16 protein-coding genes and 1 pseudogene are annotated in these 20,111 nt (G+C 71.4%); 16 read left to right on the top strand and 1 reads right to left on the bottom strand.

Annotation, left to right across the window (positions count from 1 at the left end; all coding sequences use genetic code 11):
* Positions 1-108 precede the first annotated feature (108 nt).
* The 8 genes from ABD207_RS26990 to ABD207_RS27025 all read left to right on the top strand — a co-directional run bounded on the left by ABD207_RS26990 (position 109) and on the right by ABD207_RS27025 (position 10,378).
* Positions 109-1,464: a nitrate/nitrite transporter gene (locus tag ABD207_RS26990; protein WP_344015784.1), complete on the top strand. Its 1,356-nt coding sequence runs from the start codon at positions 109-111 to the stop codon at positions 1,462-1,464.
* Between the two features lie 117 nt (positions 1,465-1,581).
* Positions 1,582-2,733: a uroporphyrinogen-III synthase gene (locus ABD207_RS26995; RefSeq protein WP_344015785.1), complete on the top strand. Its 1,152-nt coding sequence runs from the start codon at positions 1,582-1,584 to the stop codon at positions 2,731-2,733.
* A 203-nt stretch (positions 2,734-2,936) separates the two neighbouring features.
* Complete coding sequence (locus ABD207_RS27000; protein WP_344015787.1) at positions 2,937-3,536, top strand: CGNR zinc finger domain-containing protein; 600 nt, start codon at positions 2,937-2,939, stop codon at positions 3,534-3,536.
* A gap of 269 nt (positions 3,537-3,805) precedes the next feature.
* Positions 3,806-4,390, top strand: coding sequence for a sigma-70 family RNA polymerase sigma factor (locus ABD207_RS27005; RefSeq protein ID WP_030167252.1), 585 nt, complete (start codon positions 3,806-3,808; stop codon positions 4,388-4,390).
* Positions 4,390-5,226 (top strand): anti-sigma factor family protein, encoded by an 837-nt coding sequence (locus ABD207_RS27010; RefSeq protein WP_344015788.1) that lies wholly within the window; start codon positions 4,390-4,392, stop codon positions 5,224-5,226. The genes ABD207_RS27005 and ABD207_RS27010 overlap by 1 nt, the downstream gene beginning before the upstream one ends.
* Positions 5,227-5,389: 163 nt before the next feature.
* Positions 5,390-7,681, top strand: a complete 2,292-nt coding sequence (locus tag ABD207_RS27015; RefSeq protein ID WP_344015789.1) for a HelD family protein — start codon at positions 5,390-5,392, stop codon at positions 7,679-7,681.
* 473 nt (positions 7,682-8,154) lie between these two features.
* A complete protein-coding gene (locus ABD207_RS27020) occupies positions 8,155-9,576 on the top strand; it encodes an NAD-dependent malic enzyme (RefSeq protein ID WP_344015790.1) in 1,422 nt (473 codons plus the stop codon).
* Positions 9,577-10,096: 520 nt separating this feature from the next.
* Positions 10,097-10,378: an HU family DNA-binding protein gene (locus tag ABD207_RS27025; protein WP_167998245.1), complete on the top strand. Its 282-nt coding sequence runs from the start codon at positions 10,097-10,099 to the stop codon at positions 10,376-10,378.
* 159 nt (positions 10,379-10,537) lie between these two features.
* On the opposite strand, the gene murA is transcribed toward ABD207_RS27025, so the two are convergent.
* The gene (gene murA, locus ABD207_RS27030; RefSeq protein WP_344015792.1) at positions 10,538-11,884 is read right to left on the bottom strand and encodes a UDP-N-acetylglucosamine 1-carboxyvinyltransferase; all 1,347 of its coding nucleotides are present in this window, start codon (positions 11,882-11,884) and stop codon (positions 10,538-10,540) included.
* A 253-nt stretch (positions 11,885-12,137) separates the two neighbouring features.
* On the opposite strand from murA, the gene ABD207_RS27035 reads away from it, so the two are divergent.
* The 8 genes and pseudogenes from ABD207_RS27035 to ABD207_RS27070 form a co-directional block, all read left to right on the top strand.
* A complete protein-coding gene (locus ABD207_RS27035) occupies positions 12,138-12,710 on the top strand; it encodes a YqgE/AlgH family protein (protein ID WP_167998243.1) in 573 nt (190 codons plus the stop codon).
* A 29-nt stretch (positions 12,711-12,739) separates the two neighbouring features.
* Positions 12,740-13,027: a DUF3039 domain-containing protein gene (locus ABD207_RS27040; RefSeq protein WP_167998242.1), complete on the top strand. Its 288-nt coding sequence runs from the start codon at positions 12,740-12,742 to the stop codon at positions 13,025-13,027.
* Between the two features lie 302 nt (positions 13,028-13,329).
* Positions 13,330-14,640, top strand: a complete 1,311-nt coding sequence (locus tag ABD207_RS27045; protein ID WP_344015794.1) for an extracellular solute-binding protein — start codon at positions 13,330-13,332, stop codon at positions 14,638-14,640.
* Positions 14,637-15,599, top strand: a complete 963-nt coding sequence (locus ABD207_RS27050; RefSeq protein ID WP_344015795.1) for a carbohydrate ABC transporter permease — start codon at positions 14,637-14,639, stop codon at positions 15,597-15,599. Before ABD207_RS27045 ends, ABD207_RS27050 begins: the two co-directional genes overlap by 4 nt.
* An 11-nt stretch (positions 15,600-15,610) precedes the next feature.
* Complete coding sequence (locus ABD207_RS27055; protein WP_425580832.1) at positions 15,611-16,441, top strand: carbohydrate ABC transporter permease; 831 nt, start codon at positions 15,611-15,613, stop codon at positions 16,439-16,441.
* Positions 16,442-16,481: 40 nt separating this feature from the next.
* Positions 16,482-18,104, top strand: coding sequence for a beta-N-acetylhexosaminidase (locus ABD207_RS27060; protein ID WP_344015797.1), 1,623 nt, complete (start codon positions 16,482-16,484; stop codon positions 18,102-18,104).
* Between the two features lie 275 nt (positions 18,105-18,379).
* Positions 18,380-19,273, top strand: coding sequence for an FAD binding domain-containing protein (locus ABD207_RS27065; RefSeq protein WP_344015798.1), 894 nt, complete (start codon positions 18,380-18,382; stop codon positions 19,271-19,273).
* A pseudogene (locus tag ABD207_RS27070) lies at positions 19,270-20,111 on the top strand (hypothetical protein); the annotation flags it as partial. The gene ABD207_RS27065 and the pseudogene ABD207_RS27070, both read left to right, overlap by 4 nt.

The following is a 20,111-nucleotide window of genomic DNA, read 5'->3' on the forward strand; positions in this document are numbered from 1 at the left end:
CCTCCCGGTCACCGGGTGCCACAGACCGGAAACGCCACCTCCCTACCTTCGGGACGCGGGACCAGCCCCGAGCGGCACCGTCCGCACCCCGGAGAACGTGGAGGCGTCATGACAGCACCAGGCCGCTGGATCCAGCACTGGGATCCGGAGGACGAGACCTTCTGGAGGACCACCGGCGAGAAGATGGCCCGCCGCAACCTCTGCTTCTCCGTGCTGTCCGAGCACATCGGCTTCTCGGTGTGGACCATGTGGTCCGTGCTGGTGCTCTTCATGGGCCCCGAGTACGGGCTGAGCCCCGCCGACAAGTTCCTGCTGACGTCGATGGTGACGCTGGTCGGCGCGGTGGTCCGCATCCCCTACACCTTCGCCGTGGCGATCTTCGGCGGCCGGAACTGGACCGTCGTCTCCGCCGCCGCGCTGCTGGTGCCCACCGCCGCCGCGTTCGCCGTGATGGAGCCGGGCACCTCCTTCTCCACCTTCATGCTGGTCGGCCTGCTGGCCGGCATCGGCGGCGGCAACTTCGCCTCCTCCATGACCAACATCAACGCCTTCTTCCCGCTGCGGAAGAAGGGCTGGGCGCTGGGTCTGAACGCGGGCGGCGGAAACATCGGCGTCCCGGTCATCCAGATCGCCGCGCTGGCCATCATCGGCGCGAGCGGCGGGCCGCGGGTGCTGCTCGGCCTCTACATCCCGCTGATCGTCGTCGCCGCCGTGCTCGCCGCGCGCCACATGGACAACATCGCCTCGGTGAGGAACGACACCGGGGCCGCCAAGGAGGCCTCGAAGGACGCGCACACCTGGATCATGTCCTTCCTCTACATCGGCACCTTCGGCTCGTTCATCGGCTACAGCTTCGCCTTCGGGCAGGTGCTGACCACCCAGTTCGGCCGCACCCCGCTGCAGGCCGCGTACGTCACCTTCATCGGCCCGCTCCTCGGCTCGCTGATCCGCCCGGTCGGCGGGCGGCTCGCCGACCGGTACGGCGGCGCCCGGATCACTCTCTACACCTTCGTCGCCATGGGCGCGGCCACCGCGGTGCTGATCGCGGCGTCCATGCAGAAGTCGCTGGCGCTGTTCACCGTGGCCTTCGTGGTGCTGTTCGTGCTGACCGGCCTCGGCAACGGCTCGACGTACAAGATGATCCCCGGCATCTTCCAGGCCAAGGCACTGGCCAAGGGGCTGCGCGATGAGGAGGCCGCGGCCTACGGGCGGCGGCTGTCGGGGGCGTCCATGGGGCTGATCGGAGCGGTGGGCGCGCTCGGCGGGGTCGGCATCAACCTGGCCTTCCGCCAGTCCTTCCTCTCCTACGGCTCCGGCACCGGTGCCTTCGTCGCCTTCCTCGCGTGTTACGCGGTCTGCTTCGTGGTCACCTGGTCCGTATACCTTCGCCGCCGGCCGGCCCGGACGATCACCACGAGCCCGGCCACCGAGGAGAAGCCGCAGCTCAGCTACGCCGAGGTGTGACGTAACACGGGTGACATCGAGCCGAACCGAGCCTGTCACGGATCATTGACAGGCTCGTTCGGCATGGAGGCGGAGCCGCGCCTCACGCAGCACGCCGACTCGAGCGGGACGAGAGCCATGTACGACGAACCACAGCGACCGGACCACGGGCCCCTCGCGGGCTTCACCGTGGGCGTGACCGCCGCGCGCCGCGCCGACGAGCTCGGTGCGCTGCTGCAGCGCCGCGGGGCCGCGGTGCTGCACGCCCCCGCCCTGCGCATCGTGCCGCTGGCCGACGACAGCGAACTGCTGGCCGCCACCAAGGAGATCATCCAGCAGGCGCCGGACATCGCGGTGGCCACCACGGCGATCGGCTTCCGCGGCTGGGTGTCGGCCGCCGACGGCTGGGGGATCGGCGAGGATCTGCTGGCGCGGCTGCGCGGGGTGCGGATCCTCGCCCGCGGCCCGAAGGTGAAGGGCGCGATCCGGGCGGCCGGGCTGACCGAGGAGTGGTCACCGGCCTCGGAGTCGATGGCCGAGGTGCTCGACCGGCTGCTCGAGGAGGGCGTCGACGGGCTGCGCGTCGCGGTCCAGCTGCACGGCGAGCCGCTGCCCGGCTTCGTCGAGGCGCTGCGGGCCGGGGGAGCGGAGGTGGTGGGCGTGCCGGTCTACCGCTGGCTCCCGCCGGAGGACCTCGGTCCGGTCGACCGCCTGCTGGACGCGACCGTGGCCCGCACCCTGGACGCGGTGACCTTCACCAGCGCACCCGCCGCCGCGTCCCTGCTGTCCCGGGCGGAGCACCGCGGCCTGCTGGACGAGGTGCTCGCCGCGCTCTCCCACGACGTGCTGCCCGCCTGCGTCGGCCCGGTCACCGTGCTGCCGCTGCAGGCGCGCGGCCTGGACACCGTGCAGCCGGACCGCTTCCGGCTCGGCCCCCTGGTGCAGCTGCTCTGCCAGGAACTCCCTGCCCGCGCCCGCTCGTTGCCGGTCGCCGGGCACCAGCTGGAGATCCGCGGCCACGCGGCCCTGGTGGACGGCGATCTGCGGCCCGTGCCGCCGGCCGGGATGTCGCTGCTGCGCGCCCTGGCCCGCCGCCCCGGCTGGGTCGTCTCCCGCGCGGACCTGCTGCGCACCCTGCCCGGCGCGGGCCGCGACGAGCACGCCGTGGAGACCGCCATGGCCCGGCTGCGCAACGCGCTCGGCACCCCCAGGCTCATCCAGACGGTCGTCAAGCGCGGCTACCGCCTGGCCCTGGACCCGCACGCGGAGGCCAAGTACGCGGACGCCTAGGCCAAGTACGCGGACGTCCGGGCGTACTGCGCGGACGCCTGGGCGAAGTGGGCCCAGGAGTACCCGGCGTGCAGGCGAAGCGGCTGGAGGGGTTCCGGGCGCGGCGGCGGGCGGGCACTGTAGGGAGAACGGTTGCTCTGGGCTCCTCCACGCATCCCACCGGCCCTCACACGACCGGGGTGCACCTAGGCGGTGACGGGAACATGGCGCTGGGAACCTCCACGGCGGCGCAGGCGTACGAGCTGCGGTTCGACACCGGGCGGATCTGTCTGGACCTCCTCGCCACCACGCATCCGGTGGAGCGGCTGGGCTCGCCGGAGGTGCTGCGCGCCTGGATCACCGGGTCCGGTCTGGTGCCGCCCGGCACCTCGCTGGCGCACGCCGATCCCTCCTGGCCGGCCGCCTTCCGTGAACTGCGCGGCTGCCTCGGCCCGTTGGTCCGGGGCCGGCCGGCGCCCGGCAGCGCCTCATGGGACCGCGCGCTCTCCCGGGTCAACGACCTGGCCCGTGCGGCACCGCCCGCCCCGTGCGCGGTGCCCGGCGACGACGGCGCGCTGGTGCGGTGCCTGGACGCACCGCCGGGGCTCGCCGCACTGCTGGCGGCGGTCGCGCGGGACGCGGTGGACCTGCTCACCGACCCGGTGGCGCGGGCGAGTCTGCGGCAGTGCGAGGGCGACAACTGCCCCATCGTGTACGTCGACACCTCACGGGGACGCAGGAGGCGCTGGTGCTCCAGTGAGGTCTGCGGGAACCGGGAACGCGTGGCCCGGCACCGGCGCCGCGCGGCACTCACCCGGACCTGAATGGCCGTTATGTTCCTTCTCTGGCAGGCCTTCCGGAAAATTCCGCAGGTGATTTCGGTTACACGAAGTTTGGTTGCCTTGGGGTACGGGTAAGCCCGCCCATCCCCCTGTTGTGCCGGAAATGCAGAGAGAGAACGGGGGGAATGTGGCCGCATGTCCTGCTCGTCACGTCACCCCTGAGAAAACTGTCACCTCGCGTTGAACATCCAACGCCCCCTGCACGTACCGCTTGTCGAGCGACCGACTGGGGGATCCCCCGGACACCGGAGGTGGGCGTGCGCAAGGATGCGGCCGTGGCCAATGAACGTGGATCGAGGGCCCGACATCGCATGTCCTCACAGCCCTCGGAACCTGACGAGGAGCTGATGCGTGCTCTGTACCGCGAGCATGCCGGCCCCCTGCTCGCCTATGTGCTGCGGCTGGTCGCCGGAGACCGGCAACGCGCCGAGGACGTCGTGCAGGAAACGCTCATCCGTGCCTGGAAGAACGCCGGTCAGCTCAATCGGGCGACCGGTTCGGTACGCCCCTGGCTGGTGACGGTCGCCCGGCGCATCGTCATCGACGGCCACCGCAGCCGGCAGGCCCGGCCGCAGGAGGTCGATCCGTCGCCGCTGGAGGTCATCCCCGCGGAGGACGAGATCGACAAGGCGCTGTGGCTGATGACGCTGTCGGACGCGCTCGACGACCTGACCCCGGCTCACCGGGAGGTGCTCGTCGAGACGTACTTCAAAGGGCGTACCGTCAACGAGGCGGCAGAGACGCTCGGCATACCCAGCGGCACCGTCCGCTCCAGGGTGTTCTACGCCCTGCGTTCGATGAAGCTGGCACTGGAGGAGCGGGGGGTGACGGCGTGATGAGTGTGTACGGGGGAAACCGGGGATTCGGCGCGGGTGGTGCGGGTATGTCTGGTCCCATGAAGGGGACACCGGTGCCGAACGAGCACGAGACCGTCGGCGCCTACGCCCTCGGTATCCTCGACGACTCCGAAGCAAGCGCTTTCGAGATGCATCTCGCGGGCTGCGAATGGTGCGCCCAGCAGCTCGACGAACTCGCCGGCATGGAACCGATGCTGGCCGCGCTCGCGGACCTGCCCGGGGCGGGCACCCCCTCCATCGGCGAGTCGCTCTCCGCCAAGCCGTCCCCGCGCGTGGTGGAGAAGCTGATCGACGAGGTCGCCGAGCGCCGCGCCAAGAAGCGCCGCCGCAACTTCTACATGGTGGCCGCCGCGGGCGCCCTGATCGTCAGCGGCCCGTTCGTGGCCGTCGCCACCAGCAACGGCGGCGACTCCGGCCCGGGCGGCGGGGGCACCAGCACCACGCTCTCGGCGAACCCGGCCAAGGAAGCCTTCGACCTGATCCCCGACAAGATCACGGCCACCGACCCCTCCACCAAGGTCGCCGCGACCGTCGCCCTGCAGAAGAAGGACTGGGGCACCGCCGCGGTCGTGGAGATCAAGAACGTCAAGGGTCCGGAGAAGTGCTCGCTGATCGCCGTCGGCAAGAACGGCGAGCGGGAGACGGTCACCTCCTGGTCCGTCCCGGACTGGGGCTACGGCCTGCCCGACGCCAAGACCGACAAGGCCAAGCAGCCGCTGTACGTCCAGGGCGGCGCCTCCTTCGATCCGAACCAGATCGACCACTTCGAGATCATGACCTTCGGCGGGGAGAAGATCGTGGAGATCGACGCGTAGGGCCTTTTCGTCCGGATCAGCCTGCGGGACATCGACGGGCGGCTTGCCGGCGCCGACCCCGTCCGCGGGCTGATCCGAACGACAGGCTCAGCCGCCGCCGTAGCCTCGCCCGGCCCCCTTCGCGTACGGTTGACGGCTGCCCAGCACGTCAGAAGGGGGCCCGGTGGCCGCTCAGGCTCAGCAGGAAACCGCGGTCGTTCACGACTCCGTACGCGACCGCGAGATCCGCGTCGAACAGGAACACCTGGACCGGGTGTACCGACGCCTCGAGGAGAAGATCCACGAGGCCGAGTTCCTCATGCGCGACGCCGCCCAGCGCGGCCAGGTCGGCACGCCCGGCGCGCTCGCCGAGCGTGACGCCCAGGTCTTCCGCGCGGGCCTCCACCTGAACCGGCTGAACAGCGAGTACGAGGACTTCCTCTTCGGCCGGATCGATCTCCTGCGCGGCAAGGACGGCAAGAAGGGCCCGGACGGCGCCTACACCGCCGTGGAGCCCGCCGAGGGCGCCGTCCGCCCCGACAACACCGCCGACATCGCCGAGACCCTGCACATCGGCCGCATCGGCGTCCTCGACGAGAACTACGCCCCGCTGGTCATCGACTGGCGCGCCCCAGCCGCCGCGCCCTTCTACCGGTCCACCCCGGTCGACCCCGGCCGGGTGGTGCGCCGCCGGGTCATCCGCTCCAAGGGCCGCCGCGTCCTCGGGGTCGAGGACGACCTGATGCGCCCCGAGCTCAAGGCGTCCCTGAACGGCCGGGAGCTGCCCGTCATCGGCGACGGCGCCCTGATGGCCGCGCTCGGCCAGGCCCGCACCCACACCATGCGGGACATCGTGGCGTCCATCCAGGCCGAGCAGGACCAGGTGATCCGCGCCCCCGCCGCCTCGGTCACCTACGTCGAGGGCGGCCCCGGCACCGGCAAGACCGCCGTCGCCCTGCACCGCGCCGCCTACCTGCTCTACCAGGACCGGCGCCGGTACGCGGGCGGCATCCTGATCGTCTCGCCCACGCCCCTGCTGGTCGCCTACACCGAGGGCGTGCTGCCCTCCCTGGGCGAGGAGGGCCAGGTGGCGATCCGGGCCCTCGGCTCCCTCGTCGACGGCGCCGAGGCCACCCTCTACGACTCCCCGTCCGTGGCCCGGGTCAAGGGCTCGTACCGCATGCTGAAGGTGCTGCGGAAGGCCGCCCGCGGAGCGCTGGAGCTGAACGATTCACCGGCGCGGCTGCGGGTCGTCGCCTTCGGCCGCCGCCTGGAGCTTCAGGCCGGGGAGCTGGAGCGGATCCGGCGCACCGCACTCGGCGGCACGGCACCGGTGAACCTGCTGCGCCCGCGCGCCCGCAGGCTGCTCCTGGACGCCCTGTGGGAGCGCTCCGGCGCCGCGAACCGGCACACCGACCCCGAGCTCGCCGCCGAGCTGCGCTCCTCCTTCGACGAGGACGTCACCTCGGAGGACGAGTTCATCGCCTTCCTCGACGCCTGGTGGCCCGAGCTGACCCCGGCAGCCGTGCTGGACGCCATGGCGGACGAGCGGCGCCTGGTCCGCTGGTCGCGGCGCATCCTCGACCAGGGCGAGGCCCGCAGGGTGGCCCGCTCGCTGCGCCGGGACGGCTGGTCGGTGCACGACATCGCCCTGCTGGACGAGCTGCAGGCGATCCTCGGCACCCCGCCCCGGCCCCGCAAGAAGCGCGAGATCGACCCGCTGGACCAGCTCACCGGCCTGGAGGAGCTGATGCCGGTGCGCGAGGAGACCCAGCGCGAGCGGGCCGAACGGCTGGCCCAGGAGCGTGTCGAGTACGCCCACGTCATCGTCGACGAGGCGCAGGACCTCACGCCCATGCAGTGGCGGATGGTCGGCCGCCGCGGCCGGCACGCCACCTGGACGATCGTCGGGGACCCGGCGCAGTCGTCCTGGTCCGACCCGGACGAGGCCGCGCACGCCCGCGACGAGGCGCTCGGCAGCCGCCCGCGCCGCCGCTTCGAGCTCACGGTGAACTACCGCAACCCGGCCGAGATCGCCGATCTGGCGTCGAAGGTGCTCGCCCTCGCCATGCCCGGCTCACGGGCGCCGCGCGCGGTGCGCTCCACCGGCGTGAAGCCGCGGTTCGCCGTGGTGGACGGCGATCTGGGCGCCACCGTGCGCGCGGAGGCCGCCCGGCTGCTTGAGCGGGTGGACGGCACGGTCGGCGTGGTCGTCGCCATGCAGCGCCGCGCCGAGGCCCGGCGCTGGCTCGGGGGTCTCGGCGACCGGGTGGTGGCGCTCGGCAGCCTGGAGGCCAAGGGCCTGGAGTACGACGCCACGGTCGTCGTCTCCCCGGCCGAGATCGCCGACGAGTCCCCGGCCGGCCTGCGCGTGCTGTACGTCGCCCTGACCCGTGCCACGCAGCAGCTGACGGTGGTGTCGGACGGGCGCGACGAGCCGGACGCGGCGGGCGTGCCCGACCTGCTGCGGGACTGAAACAACGGAACAGAGGATCTGCTGCGGGACTTGACCGGGGCTCTGCCGCGGTGCTGAACCCAGGATCAGCTCCGGGGCCGCAGCGGGGGCCCACGGAAGCAACCGGGGGGACCGCCGCCCCGCGTGGGAATGGCCCCGCGCGATCCGTTTGTTAGCCTGGGCGTGACACCGGCTCGATCCAAGCCCCCGGGCCCAACCTTCGTCGCTTCGAGCGACCACTTGCCGCGAGGCGAGCATGGCGGGTCGGTGTCATGAACGTCCGAGAGGCCCGCGTCGCGAGAGTGACGGGGGCCTCTTTCGTCGCCCCAACGCCTCTCGTATGGTGAAATTCTGTTTCCGGTAACAGGAAGTGCGGTCGCGCATGCCTGTGAACAAAACGTCCGCAATCCGAGGTGGTTACCGCGTACTCAGCGGTAGGTGCGACGATCGGACGGCACAACAGAGCGACACGGTGAAAGCAGAGGAAGTCGGCCATGGCAACGGCGCCCAGCGTCTCCTACTCGATGACCATTCGGCTGGAGGTGCCCGCGAGCGGAACGGCCGTCTCGCAGCTCACCACGGCCGTGGAGTCCTCCGGAGGCTCGGTCACCGGCCTCGACGTCACCGCGTCCGGACATGAGAAGCTCCGCATCGACGTCACCATCGCCGCCACCTCGACCGCGCACGCCGAGCAGATCGTCGAGCAGCTCCGCCGGATCGAGGGCGTCACGCTCGGCAAGGTCTCCGACCGTACGTTCCTGATGCACCTCGGCGGCAAGATCGAGATGGCGTCCAAGCACCCCATCCGCAACCGTGACGACCTCTCCATGATCTACACGCCCGGCGTGGCCCGGGTCTGCATGGCGATCGCCGAGAACCCCGACGACGCCCGCCGGCTCACCATCAAACGCAACTCCGTCGCGGTGGTGACGGACGGCTCCGCGGTGCTGGGCCTGGGCAACATCGGCCCCAGGGCCGCGCTGCCCGTGATGGAGGGCAAGGCCGCCCTGTTCAAGCGCTTCGCCGGCATCGACGCCTGGCCGATCTGCCTGGACACCCAGGACACCGACGCGATCGTCGAGATCGTCAAGGCCATTGCCCCCGGCTTCGCCGGCATCAACCTCGAGGACATCTCCGCCCCGCGCTGCTTCGAGATCGAGGCGCGGCTGCGCGAGGCCCTGGACATCCCCGTCTTCCACGACGACCAGCACGGCACCGCCATCGTCGTCCTCGCCGCCCTCACCAACGCCCTGCGGGTCACTCAGAAGTCCATCGAGAGCATCCGTGTGGTGATGTCCGGTGCCGGCGCGGCCGGCACCGCCATCCTCAAACTGCTGCTCGCCGCCGGCGTCAAGAACGCCGTGGTGGCCGACATCCACGGCGTGGTGCACGCCGGCCGCGAGGACCTCGTCGACGCCGCCCCCGGCTCGGCGCTGAGCTGGATCGCCGGCAACACCAACCCCGAGAACCTCAGCGGCACCCTGAAGGAGGCCGTGCGCGGCGCGGACGTCTTCATCGGCGTCTCCGCCCCGAACGTCCTGGACGCCTCCGACGTCGCCGCCATGGCCGACGACGCCATCGTGTTCGCGCTCGCGAACCCGGACCCCGAGGTCGACCCGGCAATCGCCCGTCAGACGGCGGCCGTTGTGGCCACCGGACGCTCGGACTTCCCGAACCAGATCAACAACGTGCTGGTGTTCCCGGGCGTGTTCCGCGGCCTGCTGGACGCGCAGTCCCGCACCGTCAATACGGAGATGATGCTGGCCGCCGCCAAGGCGCTGGCGGACGTCGTCACCGAGGACGAGCTGAACCCGAACTACATCATCCCCAGCGTCTTCAACGAAAAGGTCGCGGGCGCGGTCGCCGGAGCGGTGCGGGACGCCGCCAAGGCGGCCGGCGCCGCCGCCCACCCCTGACGAGCACCCGTGACCACCGGAGCCAGGCCCTGACCCGCGGGTGTACCCCGCCGGATCGTGGGAACACGGTGCCGGACCGCGGGAAAGCGCGGGAAAGCGCGGGAGAGCGGTGCTGACCGGCTGTGAGGAGCGCCACGGCGTGCGGAAACGGCGCGTCGTGGAACCTCAGGGTCCTGGCCGCCCTCTAGTGTGGCGACCAGGGCCTGCCGTTCGGATCAGGTCGCAGGAGGTCTGCGGCACCTCGCCGACGGTGGTGACCCCGCGTCAGCGGGCTGATCCCGGCGGCAGGGACCTGGGCCTGCGTGTGACACTCACGAGTGTTCTCACGCCTCCTGCGGGTGCCGGATTGGCTTTCCCGCCGCAGGTGGAGGCAGGATGCCTCCCTGGGCGCGAGGGTTCGACGTCGGACCCGGGTCCGGGGCCTCACCGAGAACCCTGGCAGCATCGGCTTGGCCGTGCCCGACATGCGGCCCCGCCGCGTGGCACGCCTCAACGGCAAGAAGAACACGGGAGTAACAACATGAACCGCAGTGAGCTGGTGGCCGCGCTGGCCGACCGCGCCGAGGTGACCCGCAAGGACGCCGACGCCGTGCTGGCCGCGTTCGCCGACATCGTCGGCGATGTCGTCTCCAAGGGCGACGAGAAGGTCACCATCCCCGGCTTTCTGACCTTCGAGCGGACCCACCGCGCCGCTCGTACGGCTCGCAACCCGCAGACGGGTGAGCCGATCCAGATCCCGGCCGGGTACAGCGTGAAGGTTTCGGCGGGCTCCAAGCTGAAGGACGCGGCCAAGGGCAAGTAAGGGCACCCGAGCAGAGTCTGGCCGGGCGCCCCGGGCGGCCGCCGGTCCACGCGACCGGCGGCGCGCATCCGGCGCCCCGTCAGGGTGCTTCGGCAAACGCCGGTGGGGCGGTCACCCGAGTCCGGGTGACCGCCCCATCGGCGTTCGTGTGCGCGGGTGTCAGCCGAGCGCCTTGCCCGGCAGCTCCACCTTCGCGCCGAGCTCCACCAGCTTCTCCATGAAGTTCTCGTAGCCCCGGTTGATCAGCCCGATGCCGTGCACCCGGCTGGAGCCCTGGGCGGCGAGGGCGGCGATGAGATACGAGAAGCCGCCCCGCAGGTCCGGGATGACGAGGTCGGCGGCCTGCAGCGGGGTGGGGCCCGAGACCACCGCCGAGTGCAGGAAGTTGCGCTGGCCGAAGCGGCAGTCGGAGCCGCCCAGGCACTCGCGGTAGAGCTGGATGTGGGCGCCCATCTGGTTGAGCGCGCTGGTGAAGCCCAGCCGGGACTCGTAGACCGTCTCGTGGATGATGGACAGGCCCGTGGCCTGGGTCAGGGCGACCACCAGCGGCTGCTGCCAGTCGGTCTGGAAGCCGGGGTGCACGTCCGTCTCCAGCGCGATGGACTTCAGCTGGCCGCCCGGGTGCCAGAAGCGGATGCCCTCGTCGTCGATCTCGAAGGCGCCGCCGACCTTCCGGTAGGTGTTCAGGAACGTCATCATCGAGCGCTGCTGGGCGCCGCGGACGTAGATGTTGCCCTCGGTCGCCAGCGCCGCGGACGCCCAGGAGGCGGCCTCCAGGCGGTCGGGAATGGCGCGGTGGGTGTAGCCGCCGAGCTTCTCCACACCGGTGACCCGGATGGTGCGGTCGGTGTCCATCGCGATGATGGCGCCCATCTTCTGCAGCACGCAGATCAGGTCCTCGATCTCCGGCTCCACCGCCGCGTTGGACAGCTCGGTGACGCCCTCCGCGAGGACGGCCGTCAGCAGCACCTGCTCGGTGGCGCCGACCGACGGGTACGGCAGCCGGATCTTGGTGCCGCGCAGCCGCTGCGGGGCCTCCAGGTACTGGCCGTCGGCGCGCTTCTCGATGGTGGCGCCGAACTGGCGCAGCACGTCGAAGTGGAAGTCGATCGGCCGGCCGCCGATGTCGCAGCCGCCCAGACCCGGGATGAAAGCGTGCCCCAGCCGGTGCAGCAGCGGGCCGCAGAAGAGGATCGGGATGCGCGAGGAGCCGGCGTGGGCATCGATGTCGGCGACGTTCGCGCTCTCCACGGACGTCGGGTCCATCACCAGCTCGCCCGGCTCGTCCCCGGGCCGGACCGTCACCCCGTGCAGCTGCAGCAGCCCCCGTACGACGCGGACGTCACGAATGTCCGGAACATTGCGCAGCCGGCTCGGGGCGCTGCCGAGCAGCGCGGCCACCATGGCCTTCGGTACGAGGTTCTTCGCACCGCGGACACGGAGCTCGCCCTCCAGCGGGGTTCCGCCGTGGACAAGCAGTACGTCATCAGCGCCGTTGACGGTCATGAATCTCGCGTTCCGTGGAGTGGGTCGGGGGCCAGGAGGGAAAGACTAATCGCCCTCCACCCCCCTTCTGTAAGCCCGAGTACGGACCAGCCACGTCATGGATCTGTCACAACACGAACCGTTCTCCGGCGTGTGCGAGCGGTCACCGGCCGGCCCCGTGCGCCGGGGGTGCTTCCGTCCCCCCTGAGCTGCGTTCACTCCCGTACCCGCATTGCCTCCCCACGCGCGGCGAAGATGCGGGATCATGTCTGGCATGACCGAGGTGTCCTCGCTCACAGGGCGGCTGCTCGTGGCCACCCCCGCCCTGGCGGACCCGAACTTCGACCGCGCGGTGGTGCTTCTCCTCGACCACGACGAGGAGGGCTCGCTCGGTGTCGTCCTCAACCGCCCGACCCCCGTCGACGTGGGGGACATCCTGGAGGGCTGGGCCGACCTGACAGGCGAACCCGGAGTCGTCTTCCAGGGCGGGCCGGTCTCCCTCGACTCGGCCCTCGGCGTCGCCGTGGTCCCCGGCGACGCGGACGCCGAGGCGGCACCGCTCGGCTGGCGCCGGGTGCACGGCGCGATCGGACTGGTCGACCTGGAGGCCCCGCCGGAGCTGTTCGCCTCCGCGCTCGGCTCCCTGCGCATCTTCGCCGGATACGCCGGATGGGGCCCCGGTCAGCTGGAGGAGGAGCTGGCCGACGGCGCCTGGTACGTCGTCGAGTCGGAGCCCGGCGACGTGTCCTCCCCGTCCCCGGAGCGGCTGTGGCGCGAGGTGCTGCGCCGCCAGCGCAGCGAACTCGCCATGGTCGCGACCTATCCGGACGACCCGACGCTCAACTGAAGCGGGTGTGCTTCAGTACCCTGGGCTCTATGAGCACTCTTGAGCCCGAGCGCGGGACTGGTACGGGGACCCTCGTCGAGCCGACGCCGCAGACCTCCCACGGCGACGGTGACCACGAGCGCTTCGCCCACTACGTCCAGAAGGACAAGATCATGGCGAGCGCCCTCGACGGCACGCCCGTCGTGGCGCTGTGCGGCAAGGTCTGGGTGCCCGGCCGCGATCCGAAGAAGTACCCCGTCTGTCCCATGTGCAAGGAGATCTACGACTCCATGGGTTCCGGGGACGACAACGGCAAGGGCGGCAAGGGCGACAAGTAGCCGCCGCGCCGCCGGGCCGGTCAGGCCTCGAGGCCCCCGAGGGTGCGCTGATGCGCGCCCCCGGGGGCCTTCGTGCGTCCGGGGCTCTCCCTCCGCCCGTGTCCTGAGGCCTCTCGCGCCGGCCTGCGCCCTGAGGCCTCTCCTGTCGGCCCTGGGTTGCACAGGATGCGTCGGCCGGTCACAGAGTGGTTGAGACCTCTGGTCCACCTCTTGTGGCGTGGTTCACGCGTCCCTAGCCTCCGAGGTGTTGTGCACAGCGAAACCGTCATTGCGCATGTTGCAACGCATCGGAGGAGCACTCCATGAAGCTGTCCGTCCGCCTCGTCGCGCTCGCGGCCCTCGTCGCCACCGCCGCCTGCGCCCCCCAGACCTCCGGCGACACCTCCTCCGGCAAGGACGAGAAGTCCGGGACGCTGCGCGTCTGGCTCTTCCAGGAGGTCAACAACAAGCCCAAGGAGCAGGTCGTCCACCGCGTCGTGGCCGAGTTCGAGAAGGCGCACAAGGGCACCGACGTCACCGTCGAGTACATCCCCGTCGAGACTCGCGCCCAGCGCATCAAGGCCGCCTTCAACGACCCGAAGTCCGCGCCCGACCTCATCGAGTACGGCAACACCGACACCGCCGGCTATGTGAAGGACGGGGGACTGGCCGACATCAGCAAGGAGTTCGGCGCCTGGGACGAGGCGAAGGACACCGACCCGACGGCCAGACAGTCGGTCACCGTCGGCGGCAAGGTCTACGGCGCGCCGTACTTCGTGGGCGTGCGCGCCCTGTACTACCGCACGGACGTGTTCAAGGAGCTCGGCCTGAAGGTGCCCCGCACCCAGGCCGAGCTGATCTCCACGGCGAAGAAGATCCGCGCCGAGAAGCCGGAGCTGTACGGGCTCGCCGTCGGCGGCGCCTACACCTACGGAGCGATGCCCTTCATCTGGGCGCACGGCGGCGAACTCGCCGAAGCGCAGGGCGGATCGGGCGGCGCGGGCACTTCGTACACCGCCGCCATCGACAGCCCGGCCGCCCGCAAGGGCATCGAGGCGTACACCTCGCTCTTCGGCGACGACAACTGCCCGGCCGCCAAGTGCGCCGGCATGGGCGGCAACGACACGGTGACCGCGTTCGCCTCCGGCAAGGCCGCCATGGCCATCGGCGGCGACTTCAGCCACGCGGCCGTGGAGGCGGGCAAGGTCAAGGGCAAGTACGCGGTGATGCCGCTGCCCGGGGTGAAGGCCGGGTCCGTCGCCCCCGCGTTCGCGGGCGGGAACAACCTCGGGGTGCTGAAGTCCACCTCGCACCGCACGCTCGCCGTCGACCTGATGAAGCGGCTGGCGTCCAAGAAGACCCAGGGCGAGCTGTTCGAGGCGATGGGCTTCCTGCCGACGTTCTCCGATGTACGCGAGCAGGTGGCCGCCAAGGAGCCGTTCGTGAAGCCGTTCGTCCGGACCCTCGAGGCGGGGACGAAGTTCGTGCCGGTCTCCCCGGCCTGGGGGCAGATCGACTCCTCGCTGGTGCTGCCGACGATGTTCCAGGAGATCGTCAGCGGCAAGAAGAGCGTGACCGAGGCCTCCGGTGACGCGGCGAAGAAGATGGACGCGGCGTTCGGGTCGGCCGGATGAGCGCACCCGTGAAGTCCGAGCCGCTCGGGCGGGCGCGGGTGCCGGTGCGCGGCGGTGCTCCGCGCACCTTCCCGCGCCGTGTGCGGCGGCGCACCGCAGGGCCCTGGCTCCATCTCGCGCCCGCTCTCGTCGTCCTCGGCGGGCTGCTCGCCTACCCGATCTACCAGCTCGGCCTGATCTCGCTGTTCCACTACACCCAGGCGCAGGTCAGCGGCGGGGAGCCGACCAGCTTCCAGGGGCTGGGCAACTACCAGCGGCTCTTCTCCGATCCGCAGTTCTGGCAGGTGCTGTCCGCGACCGTGGTGTTCGCCGCCGTCTGTGTGGTGAGCACTCTGGTGGTGGGGTGCGCGCTGGCCGTGCTGCTCACCCGGGTGCGGGCCCTGCCCCGGCTGGCGCTGATGCTGGCCGCGCTCGGCGCCTGGGCCACGCCCGCCATCACCGGTTCCACCGTGTGGCTGTTCCTCTTCGACCCCGACTTCGGCCCGGTCAACCGGGTGCTCGGCCTCGGCGACCACTCCTGGACCTACGGGCGGTTCAGCGCGTTCTTCCTGGTGCTGCTCGAAGTGGTGTGGTGCTCCTTCCCGTTCGTGATGGTCACCGTCTACGCCGGCATCCGGGCCGTGCCGTCGGAGGTGCTGGAGGCCGCCGCGCTGGACGGGGCCTCGCAGTGGCGGATCTGGCGGTCCGTGCTGGCGCCGATGCTGCGGCCGATCCTGGTGGTGGTCACCATCCAGTCGGTGATCTGGGACTTCAAGGTCTTCACCCAGATCTATGTGATGACCAACGGCGGCGGCATCGCCGGGCAGAACCTGGTGCTCAATGTCTACGCCTACCAGCAGGCGTTCGCGTCCTCGCAGTACAGCCTGGGCGCGGCGATCGGCGTGGTGATGCTGCTGATCCTGCTCGCCGTGACGCTGGTCTATCTGCGGCTGGTGCGCCGCCAGGGGGAGGAACTGTGAATCTTCCGAGTGTGCGAGTGCGCCGTCCGTGGCGGCTCGCGGCGGAGGCCTCGGCGCTGGTGATCGCCGCGGTGGTGGCCTTCCCGCTGTACTGGATGGTGCTCGGCGCCTTCAAACCGGCCGGGGAGATCGAGTCGTCCGAGCCGCGGCCGTGGACGCTGTCGCCCACCCTGGACTCGTTCCGGCGGGTGTTCGGACAGCAGGAATTCGGCCGCTACTTCCTCAACAGTGTCGTCGTGGCGGTGGCCGTGGTGATCGCCTCCGCGCTGATCGCCTTTCTCGCCGCGACCGCCGTGACGCGTTTCCGGTTCCGGATGCGCACCACCTTGCTGATCATGTTTCTGGTGGCCCAGATGGTGCCCGTGGAGGCGCTGACCATCCCGCTGTTCTTCGTGATGCGGGATCTCGGGCAGCTGAACACCTTGTGGTCGCTGATCCTGCCGCACATCGCCTTCTCGCTGCCGTTCGCGATCTGGATGCTGCGGGGGTTCGTGAAGGCCGTTCCGGCGGCGCTGGAAGAGGCCGCCTGCATCGACGGGGCGAGCCGGGCCAGATTTCTCTGGCAGATTCTCTTCCCGCTCGTCCTGCCGGGGCTGGTCGCCACGAGCGTGTTCTCCTTCATCTCCACCTGGAACGACTTCCTGTTCGCCAAGTCGTTCATCATCAGTGACATCTCCCAGTCGACCCTGCCGATGGCGCTGCTGGTCTTCTACAAGCCGGACGAGCCCGACTGGGGCGGAGTGATGGCGGCGTCGACGGTGATGACCATTCCGGTGCTCGTCTTCTTCGTACTCGTACAGCGGCGGCTGGTCTCCGGACTCGGCGGCGCGGTAAAGGACTGATGTGACCTCACCGACTTCCCCGGCGCCTTCGAGTTCCCCCATGGAACTCGTTCCCGCTCCCCGCACCGTCGTCCCTTCCCAGGGTGAGGTGCGGCTGACCGAGCGCTCGGGGCTGTACGCGGGCCCCGGCGCCGAGGCCGTCGGACGCTGGCTGACGGGCGTGCTCCGCCAGGCCACCGGACTGCCGCTGCCCGAGGAGCGGGAGGCCGCCGGCGCCGCGGGCGACGGCATCGCCCTGCGGCTCGGCGCGGCGCTCGGCGACGAGGAGTACCGCCTCGTCAGCGGCCCGCACGGCGTGCTGATCGAGGGCGGCACCGCGGCCGGGGTCTTCCGCGGCGCCCAGACGCTGCGGCAGCTCCTCGGCCCCGACGCCTTCCGCAGGGCGCCGCTCCGCAGCGACCGTGTCTGGACCGTGCCGCACGTCAGGATCGAGGATGCGCCCCGCTTCCGCTGGCGCGGTCTGATGCTCGACGTGGCCCGGCACTTCATGCCCAAGGACGGAGTGCTGCGCCAGCTCGATCTGATGGCCGCCCACAAACTCAATGTGCTGCATCTGCATCTGACGGACGACCAGGGCTGGCGCATCGAGATCCGGCGCCACCCGAGACTCACCGAGGTGGGTTCCTGGCGTGCCCGTACGAAAATCGGACACCGGGCCTCGCCCCTGTGGGACGAACGGCCGCACGGCGGCTACTACACCCAGGACGACATCAGGGAGATCGTCGCCTATGCCGCCGAACGGCACATCGAGGTGGTCCCCGAGATCGACGTACCCGGGCACTCGCAGGCCGCCATCGCCGCATATCCGGAACTCGGCAACACCGATGTCGTCGACACCGCCTCCCTGAAGGTCTGGGACACCTGGGGCATCAATCCGAACGTCCTCGCCCCCACCGACCACACCCTGCGCTTCTACGAGGGCGTGTTCGAGGAAGTGCTGGAACTGTTCCCCTCCGAGTTCATTCATGTCGGCGGCGACGAATGCCCCAAGGACCAATGGCGGCAGTCTCCGGCCGCGCAGGCCCGTATCCGGGAACGGGGACTCGCCGGTGAGGACGAACTCCAGGCGTGGTTCATCGGTCACTTCGACGAGTGGCTCTCCGCGCGCGGGCGCCGGCTCATCGGCTGGGACGAGATCCTCGAGGGCGGTCTTGCGAAAGGCGCCGCGGTGTCGTCCTGGCGCGGATACCGGGGCGGGATCGCCGCCGCACGTGCCGGGCACGACGTGGTGATGTGCCCCGAGCAGCAGGTGTATCTGGATCACCGTCAGGACGCGGGCCCCGACGAGCCCGTGCCCATCGGGTACGTGCGCACCCTGGAGGACGTCTACCGGTTTGAACCGGTTCCGCCGGAGCTCACGGCGGAGGAGGCCCGGCATGTGCTGGGCACCCAGGCCAATGTGTGGACAGAGGTGATGGAGGACCAGCAGCGCGTCGACTACCAGGTCTTTCCCCGGCTCGCCGCTTTCGCGGAGGTCGCCTGGAGCAGCCTGCCCGCCCCGGAGGAGCGGGACTTCGCCGGCTTCGAGCGGCGGATGACCGCCCACTACCGGCGGCTCGACGCCCTCGGCGTCGCCTACCGCCCGCCCACCGGCCCCCGGCCCTGGCAGCGGCGCCCCGGAGTGCTGGGCCGCCCCGTCGACGGGCCACCGCCCCTGCGCTAGGCACCTCCTTGCGGCAAGCACGCCCTTGCGGTGGCGAAACACCCCGCACATCGCCAAAAGGTGTCAATTCGGGCACCCTTCGCACTTCTGTGCCCTCTGGCCGGAATGCTCCCATGTCCGTGGCGAGATGGGCGAACGCCTCCTAGCGGACCCCCGTCTTCGGCGCTTGCCAAGATGTGCCAGAGTTGCCACGTCCGCCCTGTCAGCACGTACCGTACGGCAACACAGGCGGGTCCAGGCGACACCAGGTGGGAAGCGGGAAGGGGCAGCCGGCTTTGAGCACGCACGCACCGCAGGCGGCGCAGGCCGTCACCCTGCCCACGACTCTGGACGAGGCCGTGGCGGCGCTCGCGGCCATGCCCGCCGCCGTGCCCGTCGCGGGCGGCACCGATCTGATGGCCGCCGTCAACTCCGGGCAGCTCAGGCCCGCCGCGCTGGTCGGCCTCAACAAGATCAGCGAGATCCGCGGCTGGCAGTACCTCGACGGCCACGCGCTGCTCGGTGCCGGACTCACCCACGCCCGGATGGGCCGCCCCGACTTCGCCGCCCTCATCCCCGCGCTCGCCGCCGCCGCCCGCGCCGCGGGCCCGCCGCACATCCGCAACGCGGGCACCCTCGGCGGCAACATCGCCTCCGCCGCGCCCACCGGCGACGCGCTGCCGGTGCTGGCCGCCCTGGAGGCCACCCTGATCATCGCGGGCCCGGGCGGCGCCCGCCGCGAGATCCCGGTGTCGCACCTGCTGGCCGGGGTGGACATGCTGCGCGCCGGTGAGCTCATCGGCTTCGTGCGCGTGCCGCTGCTGCACGCGCCCCAGGTCTTCCTCAAGGCCACCGGCCGCACCGGACCCGGTCGCGCGGTCGCCTCCGTCGCCCTCGTCCTCGACCCGGCCCGGCGCGGGGTGCGCTGCGCGGTGGGCGCCATCGCCCCCATGCCGCTGCGCCCCCTGGAGGCCGAGCAGTGGGTGGCCCAGCTGATCGACTGGGACAACAGCCGCGCCATCGTGCCGGAGGCGCTGAGCGCGTTCGGGGAGTACGTCGCCGCGGCCTGCATCCCGGACGCCGCCCCCGGCGAGGACGGCACGGTCCCGCCGCTTCCGCCCGCCGTACTGCACCTGCGGCGCACCGTCGCCGCGCTGGCCCGACGAGCACTGGGGAGGGCGCTGTCGTGACCGACGACCAGCACGGAGACCGGCACCGCGAGGGCGCGCCCGGCAGCGGCGGCCGCTGGGACCCGCTGCCGCAGGGCGACTACGACGACGGTGCCACGGCCTTCGTGCAGCTTCCCGAGGGCGGCATCGACGCCCTGCTGTCCGGCGCCGACAGCCCGCTCGCCGCGCCGGGCCACGGCTATGTGCCGCCACCGATAACGGTCGCCCCCGCCACCACCGCGGGCACCGACCCGGCGGCCACGGGTACCTGGTCCGTGCCGGGCGCGGGCGCCCCCGTGGACGGCGCCCGGTGGAGCAGCCCCGACGCGTCGAACGCGGTGGACCAGCCGAACGGCGCTCAGCAGCAGGCCGGCCAGGGCGGCCAGGGCGGCCGGCCCGGCGCGTCCGGCCAGGGCGGCCAGGGCGGCGCTTCCGGCGCTTCCGGCCAGGGCGGGTACGGCTACGACCCCGGAGCCACCGGCCAGTGGCCCTACGGCGACGCGAACACCCCCGAGAGCACCCCCGAGGACGGCGCGCCGGGCCACGACGTGACCGGGCAGTGGTCCATCCCCGTAGCGAACGACATTCCCGACGAATCGGGCGAGTTCACCCGGTCCTCGCTGGTCGAGCAGTGGGGCGGCAACCCTCCGGCCACGCTTCCCGGCGGCGCCCCCGCGCCCTGGGCCAACACCCAGTCCATCGGCCGCCCCTGGGGCCCCGGCGTGCCCGGAGTCCCGCAGGACGACAACGACGCCCCCCGCGACCGCGGCACCGGCCCCGCGCGGCCCGGCGCGGCACAGCAGCAGGGCGAGGACGGGCGGCCCCCCGCCGGCGGCCACGCCCACGCGGACGCGCCGCC

The sequence above is a fragment of the Streptomyces thermospinosisporus genome, assembly GCF_039526425.1.
GTDB classification, from domain to species: domain Bacteria; phylum Actinomycetota; class Actinomycetes; order Streptomycetales; family Streptomycetaceae; genus Streptomyces; species Streptomyces thermocarboxydovorans.